The organism is Microvirga arvi (assembly GCF_016892765.1).
Lineage (GTDB): Bacteria > Pseudomonadota > Alphaproteobacteria > Rhizobiales > Beijerinckiaceae > Microvirga > Microvirga arvi.
Genome location: NZ_JAFEMD010000011.1, coordinates 1 through 16,373, shown reverse-complemented (window position 1 = coordinate 16,373; position 16,373 = coordinate 1). Strand labels below are relative to the sequence as shown.

Below are 16,373 nucleotides of genomic sequence, written 5' to 3'. Positions count from 1 at the left end.
CGGCTGAACCACTCCATCGTCATGGCCGGGTTTGTCCCGGCCATCTATGTATCAGCAAACACAGCCTCATCCTGAGGAGCAGACGCAGTCTGCGTCTCGAAGGAGTTTCAAGGGAGCACTGAAGCCTCCTTCGAGACGGACCTAAAGGTCCTCCTCAGGATGAGGGGGGATGGGAGACAAATACCTGGATCTCCGGAATAAGTCCGGAGATGACAGTAGTGCCTTCTCGCTCTCACTCGATATCGAGATCGACGATGACCGGGACGTGGTCGGAGGGTTTGTCCCAACCGCGCACTTCCTTGCGGATCGAGGTCGTCTTCAGCCTGTCCTGCGCCTGGGCTGAGAGCAGCAGGTGATCGATGCGGATGCCGTTGTTCCGCTGGAAGGCGCCGGCCTGGTAATCCCAGAACGAATAAAGCCCAGGCTGCTCGCTGCAGGCGCGTACCGCATCGACAAGGCCGAGGTTGAGAAGCTCGCGGAACTTGGCCCGGCTCTCCGGCTGGAACAGGGCGTCCCTGGTCCAGGCCGCCGGATCGTAGGCATCCTTCGCCTCGGGGATCACGTTGTAGTCGCCGCAGAGGATCAGAGGCTCCTCGAGCGCCAGCAGGCTGCGGGCATGGACGCGCAGCCGGTCCATCCAGGCAAGCTTGTAGTCGAATTTCGGCGTCCCGATCGGATTGCCGTTTGGCAGGTAGATGGAAGCGACCCGTACGGCGCCCGTGGATGTGGAAAGCACGCCTTCCAGGTAGCGGGACTGCTCGTCGCTGTCGTCCCCCGGAAGACCGCGGCGCACGTCTTCGAGAGGGCGCTTGGACAGAATGGCGACTCCGTTATAAGCCTTCTGGCCATGGGTCACGACGTTGTAGCCCAGGGCCTCGACCTCGCTGCGGGGGAAGGCCTCGTCCACGCATTTCAGTTCCTGCAGGCAGACGACATCCGGGTCGGCGCTCTTCACGAAGGTGGCGAGATGGTCCAGCCGCTGCTTGATGGAGTTCACATTCCACGTCGCGATCCGCATGCCGGCACCCCCGCTTTCCCGTTTCATCTGCTTCATCGGATTTTCGTCCTCGGCTGGCAAGCCGGAACTTCGCTGTAATCCCCATGGTTGCTCGCGCAGCCATCGATCCCTCGCCCCGCAAAAGGCCGGTCCATGTCCAAGGTCGAAATGCCCCAGGTTGAGATCCACGGCTACGCCATCGTCTCCGACAATGACTGCATTGCCGATGCGTCGGGACAAACGCCCGACGCGCTGCGCAACGAGGCGGATTGGGCTTACTTCCAGGCTGAGCTCAACAAGTCCGCCGTGACCGTGCTCGGCCGTCTCGGGCACGAAGCCAATCCGAACCCCAGAGGGCGCGTGCGGATGGTTCTCTCGACCTCTTCCTCCGGGCTTGAGCGGCGATCTGACGGCTGGTGGTGGAACCCTGCCGAAGTGCCGTGGGCTCAAGCGATCCGAACCGTGCTGCCCGAGGGCGGCCGGGTTGCCGTACCCGGAGGGCGTCAAGTCTTCGATCTCTTCCTCGGGGTCGGATATACTGCGTTCCACCTGACGCGCGCGGAAGGCACCCTTGTGCCCGATGGAGTTCCCGTCTTTTCAGGCTGCCGGCATGGGAGGAGAGCCGAGACCGTCCTGTCGGAAAGCGGGTTGAGGCCGGAAGAGCGTGAGGTTCTGGACGTAGCAGGTCCGGTGACTCTGGCGATTTGGCGGAGAGTATCCGGAAACTCATGACTCTGCTTGGAGTTGACGTCCGACAGCCCCTCGAAAGGAGGCGCTCATGCGTCATCTCGCCCTTTCCACCGCCTTGATCGCAGGCTGCCTGTTGGCAGGAGCCGCATGGGCGCAAGGATCCTCCGGCGGCTCCAGCAGTGGCGGGGGCGCCGGCGGTTCGTCGTCATCGACCGCGGCACCGTCCACCGGCTCGACAACCTCTCCGGGCAGGACAGGCACGACTCTGCGGCCTCCCGTACAGAATGGGCCGAATAGCCCGGGGAGAGCAGGCAATACCAGCATGAGAAGCACGCCGGACACCATGACCGGAAGCCGCCCCAGTCAGGATGGCGGCACCGCTGGCAATAATGCCACCAGCGGCCCCATTCCACCTCCCGGCAGCGAGGGAAGCACGGGCGGGACCGCCGCCAGCGCCAACCGCTCGTCGACGGATCCCGACACCACAGGAGGCGTCTCCGGCACTCACCGGCTGCAACCGGGTGAGCGCTCCGCCGTCGGTCCGTCTCCTCGAGAGGAGGAGCTTCTCCAAAAGGGAGAGCAACTGGAGCAGAAGGCGAGGGAAGGCATCTGCTCCACGTGCTAGAGCTGTTTCCACTGACGTGGAATCATCTCTCTTCTTTGGCTCGTCGCATATTTTGACGGCGAACCGGATCCACTTCGCCGAAATATGCTCTAGCGCATCGTGCGGACCTCCGGCTCCGCGCCTAGCCATGCTCTCGGTCAGGCCGCCTCGCTCAACGCGGGGTAATCGATGTAGCCCTCAGTGTCGCCACCGTAGAAAGTGGCACGGTTCGGCTCGTTGAGAGGCGCATTGAGACGGAAGCGCTCGACGAGATCCGGGTTGGCGATGAAGAGCCGGCCGAATGCGACGAGGTCGGCTCGTCCGCTGGACACCGCTTCCGCAGCCATGTCGCGGTCATACCCGTTATTGGCGATATAGGCGCCGCGGAAGGAGCGGCGCAGTCCGGCATAGTCGACATCGACCGCGTTCCGGTCGCCCTGGGTCGCACCTTCGATCACGTGGATGTAGCCAAGCCCGAGCTTGTCAAGCTTTTCGACCACATGGCTGAATAGGGCCTGCGGGTTGGAATCCAACGCATCGTTGACCTTGGCGGGCGAGAGGCGGATGCCGACGCGGCCCTTATCCCAGACCTTCAAAACGGCCTCTGCCGCTTCGACGGTGAGGCGGGCGCGGTTTTCGATGGAGCCGCCATAGGCGTCGGTACGATGGTTGGAGCCGTCCTTCATGAACTGGTCGAGCAGGTAGCCATTGGCTGCGTGAATCTCGACGCCGTCGAACCCAGCCTCCTTCGCGTTCCGCGCCGCATTCTCATAATCGCGCAGGATGCCCGGGATTTCGGAGAGTTCGAGCGCGCGAGGGGCTGAAACCTCGGCATAACCATTCTCGATGATGGTTCTGGTCTGTGCGCGGAGGGCTGAGGGGCCCACAGGAGCAACGCCGTCCGGCTGGAGCGAGGTGTGGGAGACGCGGCCCACATGCCAGAGCTGGATAAAGATTCGCCCACCGGCCTTATGGACGGCATCAGTCACCCTGCGCCAATGAGCGACTTGGTCGGGCGTATAGATGCCTGGCGTGCGCAGATAGCCTTGTCCCTGATGGGAGATCTGCGAGCCCTCCGAGATCAGAAGGCCCGCGCTCGCACGCTGAGCATAATAGATTGCGGTGATGTCACGCGCAACGTCACCCTCAGCGGCCCTGTTGCGGGTCAGGGGAGCCATGATCATCCGGTTCGGTAGGGTGAGGTCTCCAAGCTTGAAAGGCTGAAACAATGCATTGGCATCGGCGATCATAGAAAACCTCGTTTCATTCCTGTGGAATTGTCCGTATCACAGGTTGTCACGAGATAAGAGGCTTCCCGTCTTAAACAACGGAAAGCTGCCATGCAAAAAACGGATGTCTCAGGAGGACTTGCTGGCTCTATCGAGTTCTGTGATATCGGACTCATCGAGGTGCAACTTAGTTGCTCTCACGATGTCCTGCAACTGCTCCAAGCTCGTGGCGCTGGCAATGGGCGCAGTGAGCCCCGGGCGAGCCATGAGCCAGGCCAAGGCGACCTGAGCCGGTGTCGCATCGAGGCGAGCCGAGACATCGTCCAGGGCAGAAAGAATGCGCCTGCCTCTGTCGTCGAGATAGGCCGCCATGCGCCCGCCGCGAACGCTCTTTCCGAAGTCCGTCTCCGAACGGTACTTGCCTGTCAGGAATCCGCTGGCGAGGCCGTAATAGGGAATGACGCCGATCTCCTCCTGGCGGCAGAGAGGCTCCAGTTCGGCCTCGTATTCGGCGCGGTCGTGAAGATTGTATTTCGGCTGCAGGCTCTCATAGCGCGGCAATCCGCGCTCGGCGCTGATTGCCAGGGCCTCCTTCAGCCGGGCAGCCGTGAAGTTCGAGGCGCCGATGGCGCGGACCTTTCCCTCCCGGATCAATTCCCCATAGGCCTCGAGCGTCTCCTGTTGTGGCGTATCGGGATCGTCGCGATGGGATTGATAGAGATCGATGTAGTCGATCTGAAGCCGCTGAAGGGAGGCTTCCACGGCCGAGCGGATGTAACCCTTCGAAAGGCCCTTCCGGTTCGGTCCCATTTCCGAGCCGACCTTGGTGGCGATCACAAGCTTGCTGCGGTTGCCGCGCGCCTTCATCCACTTGCCGATGATGGTCTCCGACTCACCGCCTGTGTTGCCGGGTGCCCAGGTGGAATAGACATCCGCCGTATCGATGAAGTTTAGGCCGGCATCGGCGTAGGCATCGAGAAGCTTGAAAGAGGTTGCCTCGTCGGCTGTCCATCCAAAGACATTGCCGCCGAGGCAAAGGGGTGAAACCATCAAATCCGAACGACCGAGTCTGCGCTTGTCCATCATGATCTCCTGATCCGCTGCCGATGTGGGGCGGATAAGGGGCTGGGCAAGGCAATAAAGCAAGAAAGAGCGTCCGACGCGATGGTGATGCATCTGACGCCGCTGAGATCTTCGGTCACGCGGCAGCGCTCAAAGTGATGCCGCGCGCCTCGGCGAAGGCGACAAGCTCGGATTCGCTGTGGACCCGATGTCGTTGGTCGATCGTCCAACCGTCCTCGTCGCGCACGATGATGTAGCCGCGGGCCTGAAGCCGGGAAACCACCGTCTGGATGCCACCCGATTCAGTCCGGGTTACACCCCGTTCCGCAATGAAACGCTCGATGGCGGCTTGAGCGGCCTGGGCGAGATCCACCGCATCGGCGCGGTTCGCCGGTTTGGCCTTGGCTTTCGCCTGAGCGAGAACGCGTGCGGGATCCCGGCGGACGGATTTCCAGCCGCCGCGGCCGGAGACCTGCGATGAAGCCGGATCCGGTTCTTCCACCATCCTGATGGCGGCAGGGGCCTCGGTCACGACGATCTTCGGGACTGAAGACGATGCAGCGGGTAGAGCAGGGCGGGGTGTCGCGTCCCGTGAGATGCCCTGAAGAGCAGGCACGATGCGCTTCCTCTCCGCAGGCCTCGGCTTCTCGACAGGGCGAGAGGCAGTAACCTGAGCCTTGTCGTACAATTCCTGCTCCCGGCGCCGGCGTGCCGCCTCTTCGGCTTTGCGCTTGGCCTCGGCTTTTGCCGCAACTCTTTTCGCTTCCACCTCGGCCTGCTCCGCGGCGGCTTGGCGGCGGGCCTCTGCCTCGGCGACGCGCTTGACCCGAACGACGAGCCGCTGATCGATGCGGCCCTTTTCGGCAATGGCAGCGCGAGCCGCCTTGATCATTCCGGCCTCGGTCTCTGCAATGGAGCTCTTCAGACGCTCGGCCATGGCGGTTTCAAGAATCTTGACCGCGCTCTCCAAAGCCGCCTGAGGATTCCTCGCCACGGGCGCGATGCAAGAGGGCGCCATGACGGCCTGAAGCGGATGTGCAGCGCGCTTTGGGGACGACTGACAAACGGGTTGCTGTTGAGCTGTCGGCTTCTCCATCACAGCCTTTGTTACTGAGGAATTGGCGGCTCTCGGACGAGCCGCTTCCGCTGCGGTCATCTTCGCGAGCTTGGAGAGATCCCGCACGCCGATAAGGCCGAGATCCTGCATCTTCCAGCGGATCTGGGTCACGGTTCTGCCGAGCTCGGCAGCGATCCGTTTGTCCGTCATGGGCGGATCGGCGCAGACGAGTTCGCGCAGGCGGGTGACGCCGGCTTCATCCCAGGATTGGTGAGGCTGGACCAGCGTGCCGATCAGCCGGGCTCTGGCATAAGTCGCCGGCACAGGTCTTCCCAGTTTCGCTGCGGTCACGGGGACAGGCACCTTGGCCTCCCGATCGCGACGCAGGATGTCGAGTTCTTCTTCCGTCCAGACCCTGTTCATTGCAGGGCTTCTCCTTTTCTCAGCTGGGCTGGGATCCGGCGAGCCTGCATTGCGGACGAGGACCGAATGCAAAGGAGTGGGAGTTCGCCGGATCGGGCCGGCGACGGGTAAACGTCAGGCCGGCATCAAGGTGTAATGTACCCCAGGCAGGGCATTGGTTCTGACGGAGCGTGCCGCCTGAGCCCCTTGTGTGGGACTTGGTTCAGGTCGCAGCTCATGATCATGCATGAGGCAGCATCTCCTCGCGAAGCCCGCGCTTCGCAAGGCAACCATGTGCGGTTGATGAGGGATGTTCTGCAGCGGCATGACGGATGGTTCAAATCACGGGTGGCCCGCTGATGTAGTCAGCTTTCGGATAAATCACAATGCTTGAAAGTGCTGCGAGGGAAAGTTTCCGGGTAAGTCGATGAAGGACGCCCAAAACACCGAAGATGCCTCGCTTTCGGCCCGGTCGTAAGTATTGGTTAACCATAAGAGCGCATGCTGAAACTCGTGAGTCCCAAAGGATTTCGCGCACTGCCGACAGGGGGAGGCTCATGACCGATACCGCTCTTGCACAAACGATCAATCAAAGAATCGAAGCTGTCAAAAAAGTCGTCAATCTCCTTGTCCAAGCGGGCAGGGCAGGTGACCTTCATGACCTGCGCGTTCTCCTCATCAACACCATGAGCCTGCTCAAACGCGATCCAGGTACGGAGGCTGCGGTCGATGACCTCTATGCTGCCGCTGCAGTGCTCGTAACGGATGCTTCATCGGGAACCCCTCCATCGGCAAGGTCCCTGCGCATCCTTCTGTCCGCGTCCGACCGCTTCTGCAATCGCCTTGCGGCGGCACTGGAGCGGACCGAACCGGAACCGGAGCTGCGCTTCAAGGGGCTGGAAGCAGCTTACGCGGTTCAACTTGAGCGGTTCTCCATGGATGCCGAACTTGATCCCGTCGGCCAGGTTGCCTGAGAGGGCACCGGCTCCTGCGCACACTTGGCCGCATTACATCAGAACGGAAGAAGTCCTCTCTGTGACTGCAGAGAAGACTTTTCGGCTTGAGGATATTCCCTGAACAGCAAAAAGACCCCTATGATTTTCTGTAGGGGCACTGGTGCGTTATGTTTTTGGTCGCGGGACCTGAAGCCACTGGCACTTCGAGCACAGAGTAATTTGATCTACACACAATCGCTCTGGCTAAGCTGCAGAAGCTAGAGATTATTTTAGTTCTGGGGCTCACAGTGCCTCTGACTCTTAATCAGAGGGTCTTGGGTTCGAGTCCCGGCGCGCTCACCAACGATATCAAAGGGTTACCAGCATCTGCCTTTTGAACCCTTTGTCTCCAGGTAGCCAATAGGGAGCCAAACGTTGGGACAGGAGAAGCTCACTCACATTCTGGCTAGGCGGAGCCAAAGAGCGGATATGTCCAGCTGAGTCGTCCAAGATCGGCTATCGCCGCTTGAGGCTGTTGGCATAGGTCCTTCCGAACCGCAGTCCCCATTCACGGATGGTTTCGTAGCCGACCACAACGCCTCGCGCGGCCAAAATCAGGTCGACATCCCGCAGGCTCAGGCTGAAGCAATGATACAGTAAAACTTCTTGGTTGATGATTTTGGCAGGTAAGCGGAAGCCGCGATAAGGATTGGACCTCGTACTCATACTGACGATCCTGCCGTACGCCCAAGCCCCCACCAGCCTGACAATACCCTATGGGATCAATCCCAAGAATTGCGCAGTTTCCTGATCCACTGGGATGCCGCTGCGCTGCCGCTCAACCTCGACCGCCCATTCTCGATCGCCCGGCGCCATGACGGTCTGCCCCTCACGGGCCGCACTCGTCCGGAGTGCGGCGAGATAGCGGCTGATGGCCTCGTTATAGAGGGTCCGTCCCACGAACCGACCAGGATCAACCGCAAGGCAAAAATGCCCCATCCGACGGGGTGTCTCAAAATCATGCGTCTCAGCCATCCGGATCATCTCATGATCTAGGGTGCTGCCAGTCAATATTGCTGAAAACAGGGTTACCATTCCGGCCAGGGCAGCTCCCTTGAACCCGAAGTCAATTCCTCCGAGTGGCATCAGCATCTCGACAAGGGCAGGATCTTGGGTCGGCTTGCCTGATTGATCGGCAGCGACACTCTCGGGCAGAGTCCTATCCAAGGCTTTGTAGAGGAGCACGCGGTTGAAAGGGATTGACGATGTCGCCATGTCCAAAAGCCAAGGCTTTTGGTCTGGAACGGGTGCTCCGATAGCGATGGGGTTGGTTCCATGGAACCGCTCAGCTCCGCCGTGAAGGCCAACGATCGAGTCCGTGTTCGACATCGAAACTGCGATGAAGCCAGCCTCGGCTCCAGCAAGCGCATAGGCACCGGCAGCGCCAAAATGGGACGAGTTGATCACCCCGACTGCACCAACCCCAGCTTCTTTCGCCAAGTTGCAGGCCAGTTCCATCGCCGCGTAACCGGCGGCATGACCGAGGCCGTTGTCGGCATCGAGAACGGCAGAGCCTAAGGCCGTGCGGCGGATCTGCATCTTTGGCGTTGGATTGACACGTCCGCTCCGCAGCACGCGGGCATAATGTAGCGCAAGCCGGACCCCATGACTGTCGATTCCAAGGCGCGACGCGTGCAGCATGGCACGAGTAGCTGCATCGGCTGAAGCTTCATCGGCGCCGGCGTTCCGGAGTCCGGCGAAAGTTTGGGTTTCAAGCTGGTCCAGTGAAGCAATAATAAGGTCTGTCACATGAATCTCTTTTGATTTCTCGCGTTCGAGATGCCGCCGGTTTACGACGCGCAATTGACCTTAAAAATCGGCGATGAGGCAACTCCGCCGCAAGCATAAAGTGTCTGACCCGTCACATGCGAGGCGTCGTCAGATGCCAGGATAGCGAAAACAGGCGCGATAGGATGTCTTAGAGATCAGATAAACGTTGTACGCCGACTAGGCCTAATCCCTGCTCGCATAAGGGCCAAGTATCCGGAATGAAACTTACATACTTCACTGTAAGTGAGGGGCGCAGGATTTAAGCTACTCAATCAGCCGAAAGTCTAAGGTGGATCGTTTCAGCTTCCTTTGTGTTCTGAAGCTCGTTGGCTCCGCCGGCTCCTAGTAGACTTTCTCCCTTGTCGTTCAATCCAGGGAGGGCAAGTTATGATGAACCTAGTCGCCTAAAGTCGATTGTTCAGGCGCATTGCCAGTGCCTGCGCTGAACTAATCTCACTTGACATATTACAGATATTACTATCTTTTTTAAGAGAATTGGCCGGACCAATCCAGAAATGACGGCCGCGGATAACCGGCTTGGGGGTGGGAAGCGATCGCAGGAGGGAGGCCTTGTCATTCAAGGTCGATGAGTCACGGCGGCTTTACCGGCAAATTGCCAAGCACTTACGCGATCTGATTGATAGCGGTGAGTACCCGGTTGGCGGACGGCTGCCTTCTGAGCGCGACCTTGCCGACCGTCTCCAGGTCTCTCGCACAAGTGTGCGGGAAGCGCTCATTGCCCTTGAAGTCGAAGGTCTTGTTCGCATCAATGTAGGTTCCGGAATCTACGTTCTGGGACCGTCAGCATTGAAGTCGAAAATACCCTTTGACGAAACGTCGATTGAAGGTCCATTCGAAATTCTGCATGCGCGTGAGATTTTAGAGCCCTCCGTGGCAGCAGAAGCGGCTATTATCGCAGATCCCGAACATGTCAGCACCCTTGATGGAATTCTTGCCCAGATGGAAAAATCTGGCGGCAATGATAAGTGGATCTCCCTTGATCGCGAATTCCACGTAGCAATCGCAGCGTCTCTTTCGAATGGGATGTTAGCCCGCTTCATTGGGCAGCTTTTTGATCAACGGATGAATCCCTACTTCCGGCGCTTGGCAAGTTATTTCGAAGATGCAAGCACCTGGAGCCAGGCCCTCGCTGAGCACCGCGTCATCCGCGATGCCATCGCAGCCGGCGATCCTGAAGCAGCGCGGCAGGCGATGAGACAACACTTGAAGTTCTCTCAAGAGCGCTTTTCGAAAAGTTTCGGTGAAATTGCAGTGCTGTCCCACCGATCGGGCAAGGTTACGCCCGTCCTTCGCAGTCGAGCGGAAAGCCCGCGCGAGCTGCAAACGAAAACCAGCAGGAGGAAAGTATGACGACAATGAAATGGTCAGCGGTTGCAGCAGCTGTACTTGGCCTCGCAATTGCGGGAGGAAATGCTCAGGCCCAAACGAAGCTGAAATGGGCTCACGTGTACGAGCCTAACGAGCCATTCCACACGCAGTCAGTGTGGGCCGCCGGCGAAGTCGCCAAGCGCACCAACGGGCGCTACACAATCGACGTCTATCCTTCATCGCAGCTTGGCAAGGAAACTGACATCAATCAGGGTCTATCTCTTGGTTCTGTCGACATGATCATTTCAGGGTCCAGCTTTGCCGCACGAAGCTATCCACCCATCGGCGTCACGTATTACCCATACGTTTTTCGAGATGCGAATCATCTCTTGGCTTACACCAAGAGCGACGTATTCAAGGAGCTTGCCAAGGGCTACACGGACAAGACCGGACACCAGATCCTTGCGGTGACCTATTATGGCGCGCGCCACACATCGTCGAACAAGCCCATAAAGACTTGTGCTGACATGAAAGGATTGAAGATCCGCGTTCCGGACGTGCCAGCCTACCTGGCGATGCCCCGCGCGTGTGGCGCCAACACTGCTCCAATCGCATTCGCAGAAGTGTATCTTGCGCTTCAGAACGGAACTGTCGAGGCTCAGGAAAACCCTCTGACTACGATTGAGGCCAAGAAGTTCTACGAGGTGCAGAAACACATCGCCCTTACAGGGCATATCGTCGACCATCTCAACACGGTGGTGTCCGCCAATCTGTGGAAGAAGCTTTCTGACGAAGACAAGAAAATCTTCTCGGAGGTTGCCCAGGAAGCAGCAACCCGCGCCACTGCTGAAATTCAGGCCAAGGAGAAAGAACTCGTCGGCTTCTTCAAAGAAAAAGGGTTGACGGTTTCTGAGGTCGACAAGGAAGATTTCAAGCAGTCTGTCCTGAAGAACGTTACGTTTGAATCTTTCGGATATCGGAAAGCCGACTACGATAAAATCCAAGCCATCAAGAGCGAGCCTGCGTTGTAAGGCTCGTGTTTGCTCTGCCAGGAGATATTAAATTCCCTGGCAGGCTACTGACTGGCAAACGTCGACCGTCTCGATTATTCAACAATAATTCTGGAGTGAACGGGATGAAGCCTGAGGTTCACACTGAGATCACGGCTGAAGAACTTGCCCACGCTTTCGAGGAGCCCGCTCCTGAGGTCGATCTCAAGCAATATGGTATTGAGGACTGGGCGACATTAGCGATCTTCTGGCTGATGGCCTTCGCGGTTTTTCTGCAGTTTTTCACGCGATACGTGCTCAATGATTCCTTCGCATGGACCGAAGAGATTGCAACCTACTGCCTGGTAGCAGTGGTGTTTCTTGGGGCTGCGATGTGCGTTCGCTTGGGTCGCCATATCCATGTTGATCTGCTCTTCCGCTACCTACCACCAAAGCTAGCAAGAGCTTTGGCAACGGTGATCGATGCCATACGCACGCTTTTCTTCGCCTACGGAGCCTACCTGGTGTGGAACTTCATGGCCATTGTGGAAGGCGAGACCATGACCACGATCATGCTGCCGAAGAATTGGGTTTATGGCTGTGTCTTCGTCGGGTTCATCCTGATGTTTCTCCGATCAGTTCAGGTGTCGATTGATAACTGGCGCCGCGGCTACTCTATTCTGGAGAGACCAGAAGCATTTGACGCAGCCCCGATCTAACAACTTCAATAGTTCTGTGTCCTAAGATTGGTCGGAGCTCACCCATGCTTATCCTGATCGGTTCGTTCCTCGCTTTGATGCTCCTTGGCCTGCCGGTCGCTTTAGCGATGGCCGTCTCATCCCTGATTTACATCCTTGCAACGGGAACAGCGCCCGATGTCGTCCTGGCTCAGCGCATGATCGCCGGGGTGGAGAGCTTTCCGCTACTTGCCGTGCCGTTCTTCATTCTCGCAGGCAACCTGATGAATACTGCTGGCGTCACGGGGCGGATCTACAGCTTCGCGGTGGCATTGGTCGGCTGGATGAGGGGTGGGTTGGGTCAAGTCAACATCATTGGTTCAGTCATATTTTCCGGAATGTCGGGAACTGCAATCGCTGACGCCGCTGGCCTAGGCACAATCGAGATCAAGGCTATGAAGGATCACGGTTACTCGACTGAATTTGCCGTCGGCGTGACCGCCGCTTCCGCGACACTCGGGCCGATCATACCGCCGTCTTTGCCATTCGTGATCTACGGCATGATGGCCAACGTTTCTATTGGAGCGCTTTTCCTTGGAGGATTAATCCCCGGCGTCGTCATGACACTGATGATGATGGCAACAGTGGCTTATTTCGCCCATAAGAATGGTTGGGGGAGTGACAGTCCGTTTTCCTGGCGCCAACTCGGCAACGCGACGATTGAGGTCATCGTTGTCCTGATGTTCCCGGTCGCGGTCTGGGCCATGGTCCAGTTCGGCTTGTCGACCAACGTTGCAATCGGCGTTGCGCTTGCGGTTCTCCTCGCACTCGACTGGTACTTCGATTTCTCCGCTGTCATGGCCCTGATGGCACCCGTGATCCTGATCGGCGGCATGACCCTCGGATTGTTCACACCAACTGAGGCTGCCGTCGCCGCAGTAATCTGGTCACTCTTCCTCGGTCTCGTGCGCTATCGCTCGATGACCTTGAGGACGCTGGTCAAAGCAACCTTCGACACCATTGAGACCACAGCTTCGGTACTGTTCATCGTGACAGCCGCATCAATCTTTGCGTGGCTCCTCACGGTAAGTCAGGCCGCCCAGATTCTATCGGACGCGATCCTCGGTATCACGCAGAACAAATGGGTCTTCCTGCTGTTGGCCAACTTGTTGATGCTGTTTGTTGGCTGTTTTATCGACACGATCGCAGCTATCACCATCCTTGTGCCGATCCTTCTCCCTATCGTACTCAAGCTCGGCATTGATCCCATTCACTTCGGCTTGATCATCACCCTCAATCTTATGATCGGTCTTCTTCATCCACCTCTCGGGATGGTCCTGTTCGTACTGGCTCGTGTGGCGAAGCTCTCGGTTGAGCGTACGACCGTGGCAATTCTTCCTTGGCTGATTCCGCTGCTGCTTGCGCTTATCGCGATCACCTATATTCCTGAATTAACACTCTGGCTGCCGCGAACGATGGGAGTGGCAAAGTGACCGAAATTGCTCTTGCTGCAACGCTTTTCGGAGCCGACGATCTTCGCCTGGTAGAAGTTCCGCTTGATCCTTTAACTCCCGGCATGGTTCGGGTGCGCTTTGGCGCAGGCGGGATCTGCGGGTCAGATATGCATTACTACCGACATGGTCGAACCGGAGATTTCGTTGTGAAATCCCCGTTAATCCTTGGCCATGAGATTGCGGGTGAGATCGTGGATATCGCGGCTGACGGCGGAAGCCTCAAGATCGGCGATCGTGTCGCAGTCAACCCATCACGATGGTGTGGTCACTGCGCAAGATGCCAAGAAGGCCGTCCGAACCTATGCGAGAATATCTATTTCATGGGATCGGCGTCAAAGACCCCGCACATGCAGGGGGGCTTTGCCACATATTTCGATGTCATCCCGGCCCAGTGTGTCAAAGTTTCGGACAGTACGCCAATAGCCGCTGCAGCGCTGGCAGAGCCCCTTGCCGTTTGTCTTCACGCCATCAGTCGGGCTGGCCAGGTGGAAGGGCGAAAAGCAATTGTATTTGGCGCAGGTCCTATCGGCCTTCTGACAATGTTGGCTGCTCGATTGGCCGGAGTATCGGAGGTCGCAGTTGTCGATATAGCCGATGCTCCGCTTGCTTTCGCGCGGCGTCTAGGCGCTGATCATACCGTTGATATCTCTGGCGGCGAGGATGCTCTGAATGAGCTTGCTAAAGCCAAGTCTTTTGACTCGGCCTTTGAGGTCTCTGGAACGGCCTCCGGTTTAGCTTCAGCGATATCCAACGTGCGTCGCGGTGGTACCGTCGTTCAAGTCGGCAATTTGCCTGGCGGCCAGATCCCGGTCCCTGCCAACGCTGTTATGGCTAAGGAAATAGACCTCAAGGGCTCTTTCCGCTTTGGCGAGGAATTCGAGCAAGCTGTCGGTCTTATCGACGACAGAAGGATTGACGTCCTTTCCATCATCACCTCCGAGTTTCCGCTTTCCGAAGCTACGGAAGGTTTCCGCGCAGCTCTAGATCGATCCCAGAGCGTTAAAGTCGTCCTGACAGCTTCTTAAGCCGGATTATCTGATGTAAGAATTGGCTGATCACTATCATTGTGCACCTGAGATGCTCTTCGTGAGCGGTGAGGAAGTATCTTCTATGATTATGCATACTGCCACGTCCCATCCGGTGATTTGCCTTCACCCCCACGATCACGTGGTAATAGCACGTGCGACACTGTTGCCGGGTGCGCAAGTTGCAGACGGTGTTGCAGTTCATGATCGGATTCCGGCTGGACACAAAGTCGCTGTGCGCCCGATCGCTGCAGGCGAGGCGGTACGGCGCTACAACCAGATCATTGGCTTCGCCACAGCTCCGATTGCCCCGGGCCAGCACGTGCATGTTCATAATCTCGGCATGGGTGAGTTCACGAAAGACTATGCCTATGGCCAAGATGTAAAGCCGACAGAGTATGTCGACACCCCAGCCACCTTCGAGGGCATCCGCCGCCTGGATGGGCGTGTGGCAACCCGTAACTACATCGGCATTCTAACCTCGGTAAACTGCAGCGCCCATGCAGCCAGCTTGGTGGCAGATGCCTTCAAGCGTCACCCCTTCACGGGCTTTGATCCTCTCGCCGAATTCCCGAATGTTGATGGCGTAGTCGCGTTGACCCACAAAACGGGCTGCGGCATGACGGAAGGCGAGCCGCTCCAGCTGCTGCGCCGCACACTCGCCGGCTATGCCCGTCATCCGAACTTTTCCCATATCGTGGTTCTCGGCCTTGGCTGTGAGGTGAACCAGATCAGCGGGATGTTGAAGGAGCACAAACTCACTGACCGGATCCGCAATATGGATATCCAAAGTATGGGCGGTACCCGCAAGACCGTTGAGGCTGGCATAGCCTTCGTGAGAGAGGTCTTGGCTGAGTCGAACAGGGTGCAGCGCCAGACGGTGCCTGCGAGTGAGCTGAAGGTGGCGCTGCAATGCGGCGGCTCGGACGGCTATTCCGGTGTCTCAGCCAATCCGGCCCTCGGAGTCGCCAGCGACCTTGTTGTGCGCCACGGTGGCACAGTGATCCTGTCCGAAACAACCGAGACGTATGGTGCCGAGCACACCTTCACCCGTCGGGCGGTAAGCCGTGAGGTCGGCGAAAAACTGGTCGAGCTTATGCGTTGGTGGGAGGAGTACACGCACAAGCACGGAGCGGAGATCAATGCCAACCCGTCACCTGGCAACAAAGCTGGTGGGCTGACCACAATCCTGGAAAAGTCGCTCGGTGCCATGGCCAAGGCCGGCAGCACCAACCTCGTTGACGTGATCAAGTATGCCGAACCTGTGACAGCACGCGGCTTTGTGTTTATGGATACCCCGGGTTTTGACCCCGTCTCGGCCACGGGTCAGGTTGCCGGCGGAGCCAACGTGGTCTGTTTCACCACGGGACGCGGCAGCGTGTTCGGGTGCAAGCCGTCGCCATCGATCAAGATCGCGACCAATACGTCTATGTACCGGCGCATGGAAGAGGACATGGATGTCAACTGCGGCACGATCGTCGATGGTGAGGAGAGCGTGCAGGAGGCTGGACAGCGTATCTTTGACTTGATCCTACGGGTTGCCTCCGGCGAGCGCACGAAAAGTGAGCTGTATGATTTCGGCTCTGCCGAGTTCGCGCCATGGCCGTTGGGCGTGACCGTGTGATCATTAGGCACAATGCCTTGTGAGAGGAGGGCAATGTGGCAAATAGCACACAAGATCAGGCCGGCGTAGATCTGGGCTCAGCGGCGCAGGCTCGTAGACTAGCGGAACAGGGCCTGCATGAACAGGCAGTCGGCCATAATGAGGAGGCTGATCGTTTGCTCATCCAAGCCCAGGAGATTGACCCTGAAGCTGTCGCCGAAGTGCTGCGTGAGCACGACGCGGCACGAGCACCCGATGCAAGGCTGCAATCGACGGCGGATCAGGATGTGGAGCGCGTTCTCCCGCGGATCAAACCCGGACCAGAGCAGTCCGACGGATGATCCTTGGCAAAACTGAAGTAGTTTGGACTTAATCTGACAGACGGTGTCGTTAAGCTGAGGCATGAGCCGAGGCCGGGCGCGGAGTGGAC

17 protein-coding genes are annotated in these 16,373 nt (G+C 58.3%); 10 read left to right on the top strand and 7 right to left on the bottom strand.

The window, feature by feature from the left end:
• Nucleotides 1-232: 232 nt before the first annotated feature.
• Nucleotides 233-1,018 (bottom strand): exodeoxyribonuclease III, encoded by a 786-nt coding sequence (xth, locus tag ILT44_RS08805; RefSeq protein WP_239468029.1) that lies wholly within the window; start codon nt 1,016-1,018, stop codon nt 233-235.
• Nucleotides 1,019-1,150: 132 nt separating this feature from the next.
• On the opposite strand from xth, the gene ILT44_RS08800 reads away from it, so the two are divergent.
• The 3 genes from ILT44_RS08800 to ILT44_RS08790 all read left to right on the top strand — a co-directional run bounded on the left by ILT44_RS08800 (nt 1,151) and on the right by ILT44_RS08790 (nt 2,312).
• Nucleotides 1,151-1,729, top strand: coding sequence for a dihydrofolate reductase family protein (locus ILT44_RS08800; protein ID WP_204239210.1), 579 nt, complete (start codon nt 1,151-1,153; stop codon nt 1,727-1,729).
• A gap of 105 nt (nt 1,730-1,834) precedes the next feature.
• Nucleotides 1,835-1,984, top strand: a complete 150-nt coding sequence (locus ILT44_RS08795) for a hypothetical protein (protein WP_204239209.1) — start codon at nt 1,835-1,837, stop codon at nt 1,982-1,984.
• Nucleotides 1,985-2,009: 25 nt separating this feature from the next.
• Nucleotides 2,010-2,312, top strand: coding sequence for a hypothetical protein (locus ILT44_RS08790; protein WP_204239208.1), 303 nt, complete (start codon nt 2,010-2,012; stop codon nt 2,310-2,312).
• Between the two features lie 137 nt (nt 2,313-2,449).
• Here ILT44_RS08790 and ILT44_RS08785 read toward each other — a convergent pair whose 3' ends face one another.
• From ILT44_RS08785 to ILT44_RS08775, 3 genes are all read right to left on the bottom strand, one after another.
• Nucleotides 2,450-3,541, bottom strand: a complete 1,092-nt coding sequence (locus ILT44_RS08785) for an alkene reductase (protein ID WP_204239207.1) — start codon at nt 3,539-3,541, stop codon at nt 2,450-2,452.
• A gap of 108 nt (nt 3,542-3,649) precedes the next feature.
• A complete protein-coding gene (locus tag ILT44_RS08780) occupies nt 3,650-4,603 on the bottom strand; it encodes an aldo/keto reductase (RefSeq protein WP_239468021.1) in 954 nt (317 codons plus the stop codon).
• A 115-nt stretch (nt 4,604-4,718) separates the two neighbouring features.
• On the bottom strand, nt 4,719-6,062 hold the full coding sequence (locus tag ILT44_RS08775; RefSeq protein WP_204239205.1) for a hypothetical protein: 1,344 nt from the start codon (nt 6,060-6,062) through the stop codon (nt 4,719-4,721).
• A gap of 536 nt (nt 6,063-6,598) precedes the next feature.
• On the opposite strand from ILT44_RS08775, the gene ILT44_RS08770 reads away from it, so the two are divergent.
• Nucleotides 6,599-7,015, top strand: coding sequence for a hypothetical protein (locus ILT44_RS08770; protein ID WP_204239204.1), 417 nt, complete (start codon nt 6,599-6,601; stop codon nt 7,013-7,015).
• Nucleotides 7,016-7,492: 477 nt separating this feature from the next.
• Here ILT44_RS08770 and ILT44_RS08765 read toward each other — a convergent pair whose 3' ends face one another.
• A complete protein-coding gene (locus ILT44_RS08765; RefSeq protein WP_204239203.1) occupies nt 7,493-7,702 on the bottom strand; it encodes an IS6 family transposase in 210 nt (69 codons plus the stop codon).
• Nucleotides 7,703-7,750: 48 nt separating this feature from the next.
• Nucleotides 7,751-8,785, bottom strand: a complete 1,035-nt coding sequence (locus tag ILT44_RS08760; RefSeq protein ID WP_204239202.1) for an Ldh family oxidoreductase — start codon at nt 8,783-8,785, stop codon at nt 7,751-7,753.
• 591 nt (nt 8,786-9,376) lie between these two features.
• Here ILT44_RS08760 and ILT44_RS08755 point away from each other — a divergent pair.
• The 6 genes from ILT44_RS08755 (at nt 9,377) to ILT44_RS08730 (ending at nt 15,964) form a co-directional block, all read left to right on the top strand.
• Nucleotides 9,377-10,177, top strand: a complete 801-nt coding sequence (locus ILT44_RS08755) for a FadR/GntR family transcriptional regulator (protein WP_204239201.1) — start codon at nt 9,377-9,379, stop codon at nt 10,175-10,177.
• A 5-nt stretch (nt 10,178-10,182) separates the two neighbouring features.
• Complete coding sequence (locus tag ILT44_RS08750) at nt 10,183-11,166, top strand: sialic acid TRAP transporter substrate-binding protein SiaP (protein WP_239468027.1); 984 nt, start codon at nt 10,183-10,185, stop codon at nt 11,164-11,166.
• Between the two features lie 104 nt (nt 11,167-11,270).
• Nucleotides 11,271-11,843, top strand: a complete 573-nt coding sequence (locus ILT44_RS08745; RefSeq protein WP_204239199.1) for a TRAP transporter small permease — start codon at nt 11,271-11,273, stop codon at nt 11,841-11,843.
• A gap of 44 nt (nt 11,844-11,887) precedes the next feature.
• Entirely contained in the window at nt 11,888-13,294 is a 1,407-nt protein-coding gene (locus tag ILT44_RS08740; RefSeq protein ID WP_204239198.1) for a TRAP transporter large permease, read from the top strand.
• Complete coding sequence (locus ILT44_RS08735; protein WP_204239197.1) at nt 13,291-14,340, top strand: L-idonate 5-dehydrogenase; 1,050 nt, start codon at nt 13,291-13,293, stop codon at nt 14,338-14,340. The genes ILT44_RS08740 and ILT44_RS08735 overlap by 4 nt, the downstream gene beginning before the upstream one ends.
• A 91-nt stretch (nt 14,341-14,431) precedes the next feature.
• A complete protein-coding gene (locus ILT44_RS08730; RefSeq protein ID WP_239468025.1) occupies nt 14,432-15,964 on the top strand; it encodes a UxaA family hydrolase in 1,533 nt (510 codons plus the stop codon).
• Between the two features lie 98 nt (nt 15,965-16,062).
• Here the strand turns inward: ILT44_RS08730 and ILT44_RS08725 are convergent.
• Nucleotides 16,063-16,373 (bottom strand): hypothetical protein (locus tag ILT44_RS08725; protein ID WP_204239195.1); only part of this gene is annotated, 311 nt, incomplete at its 5' end.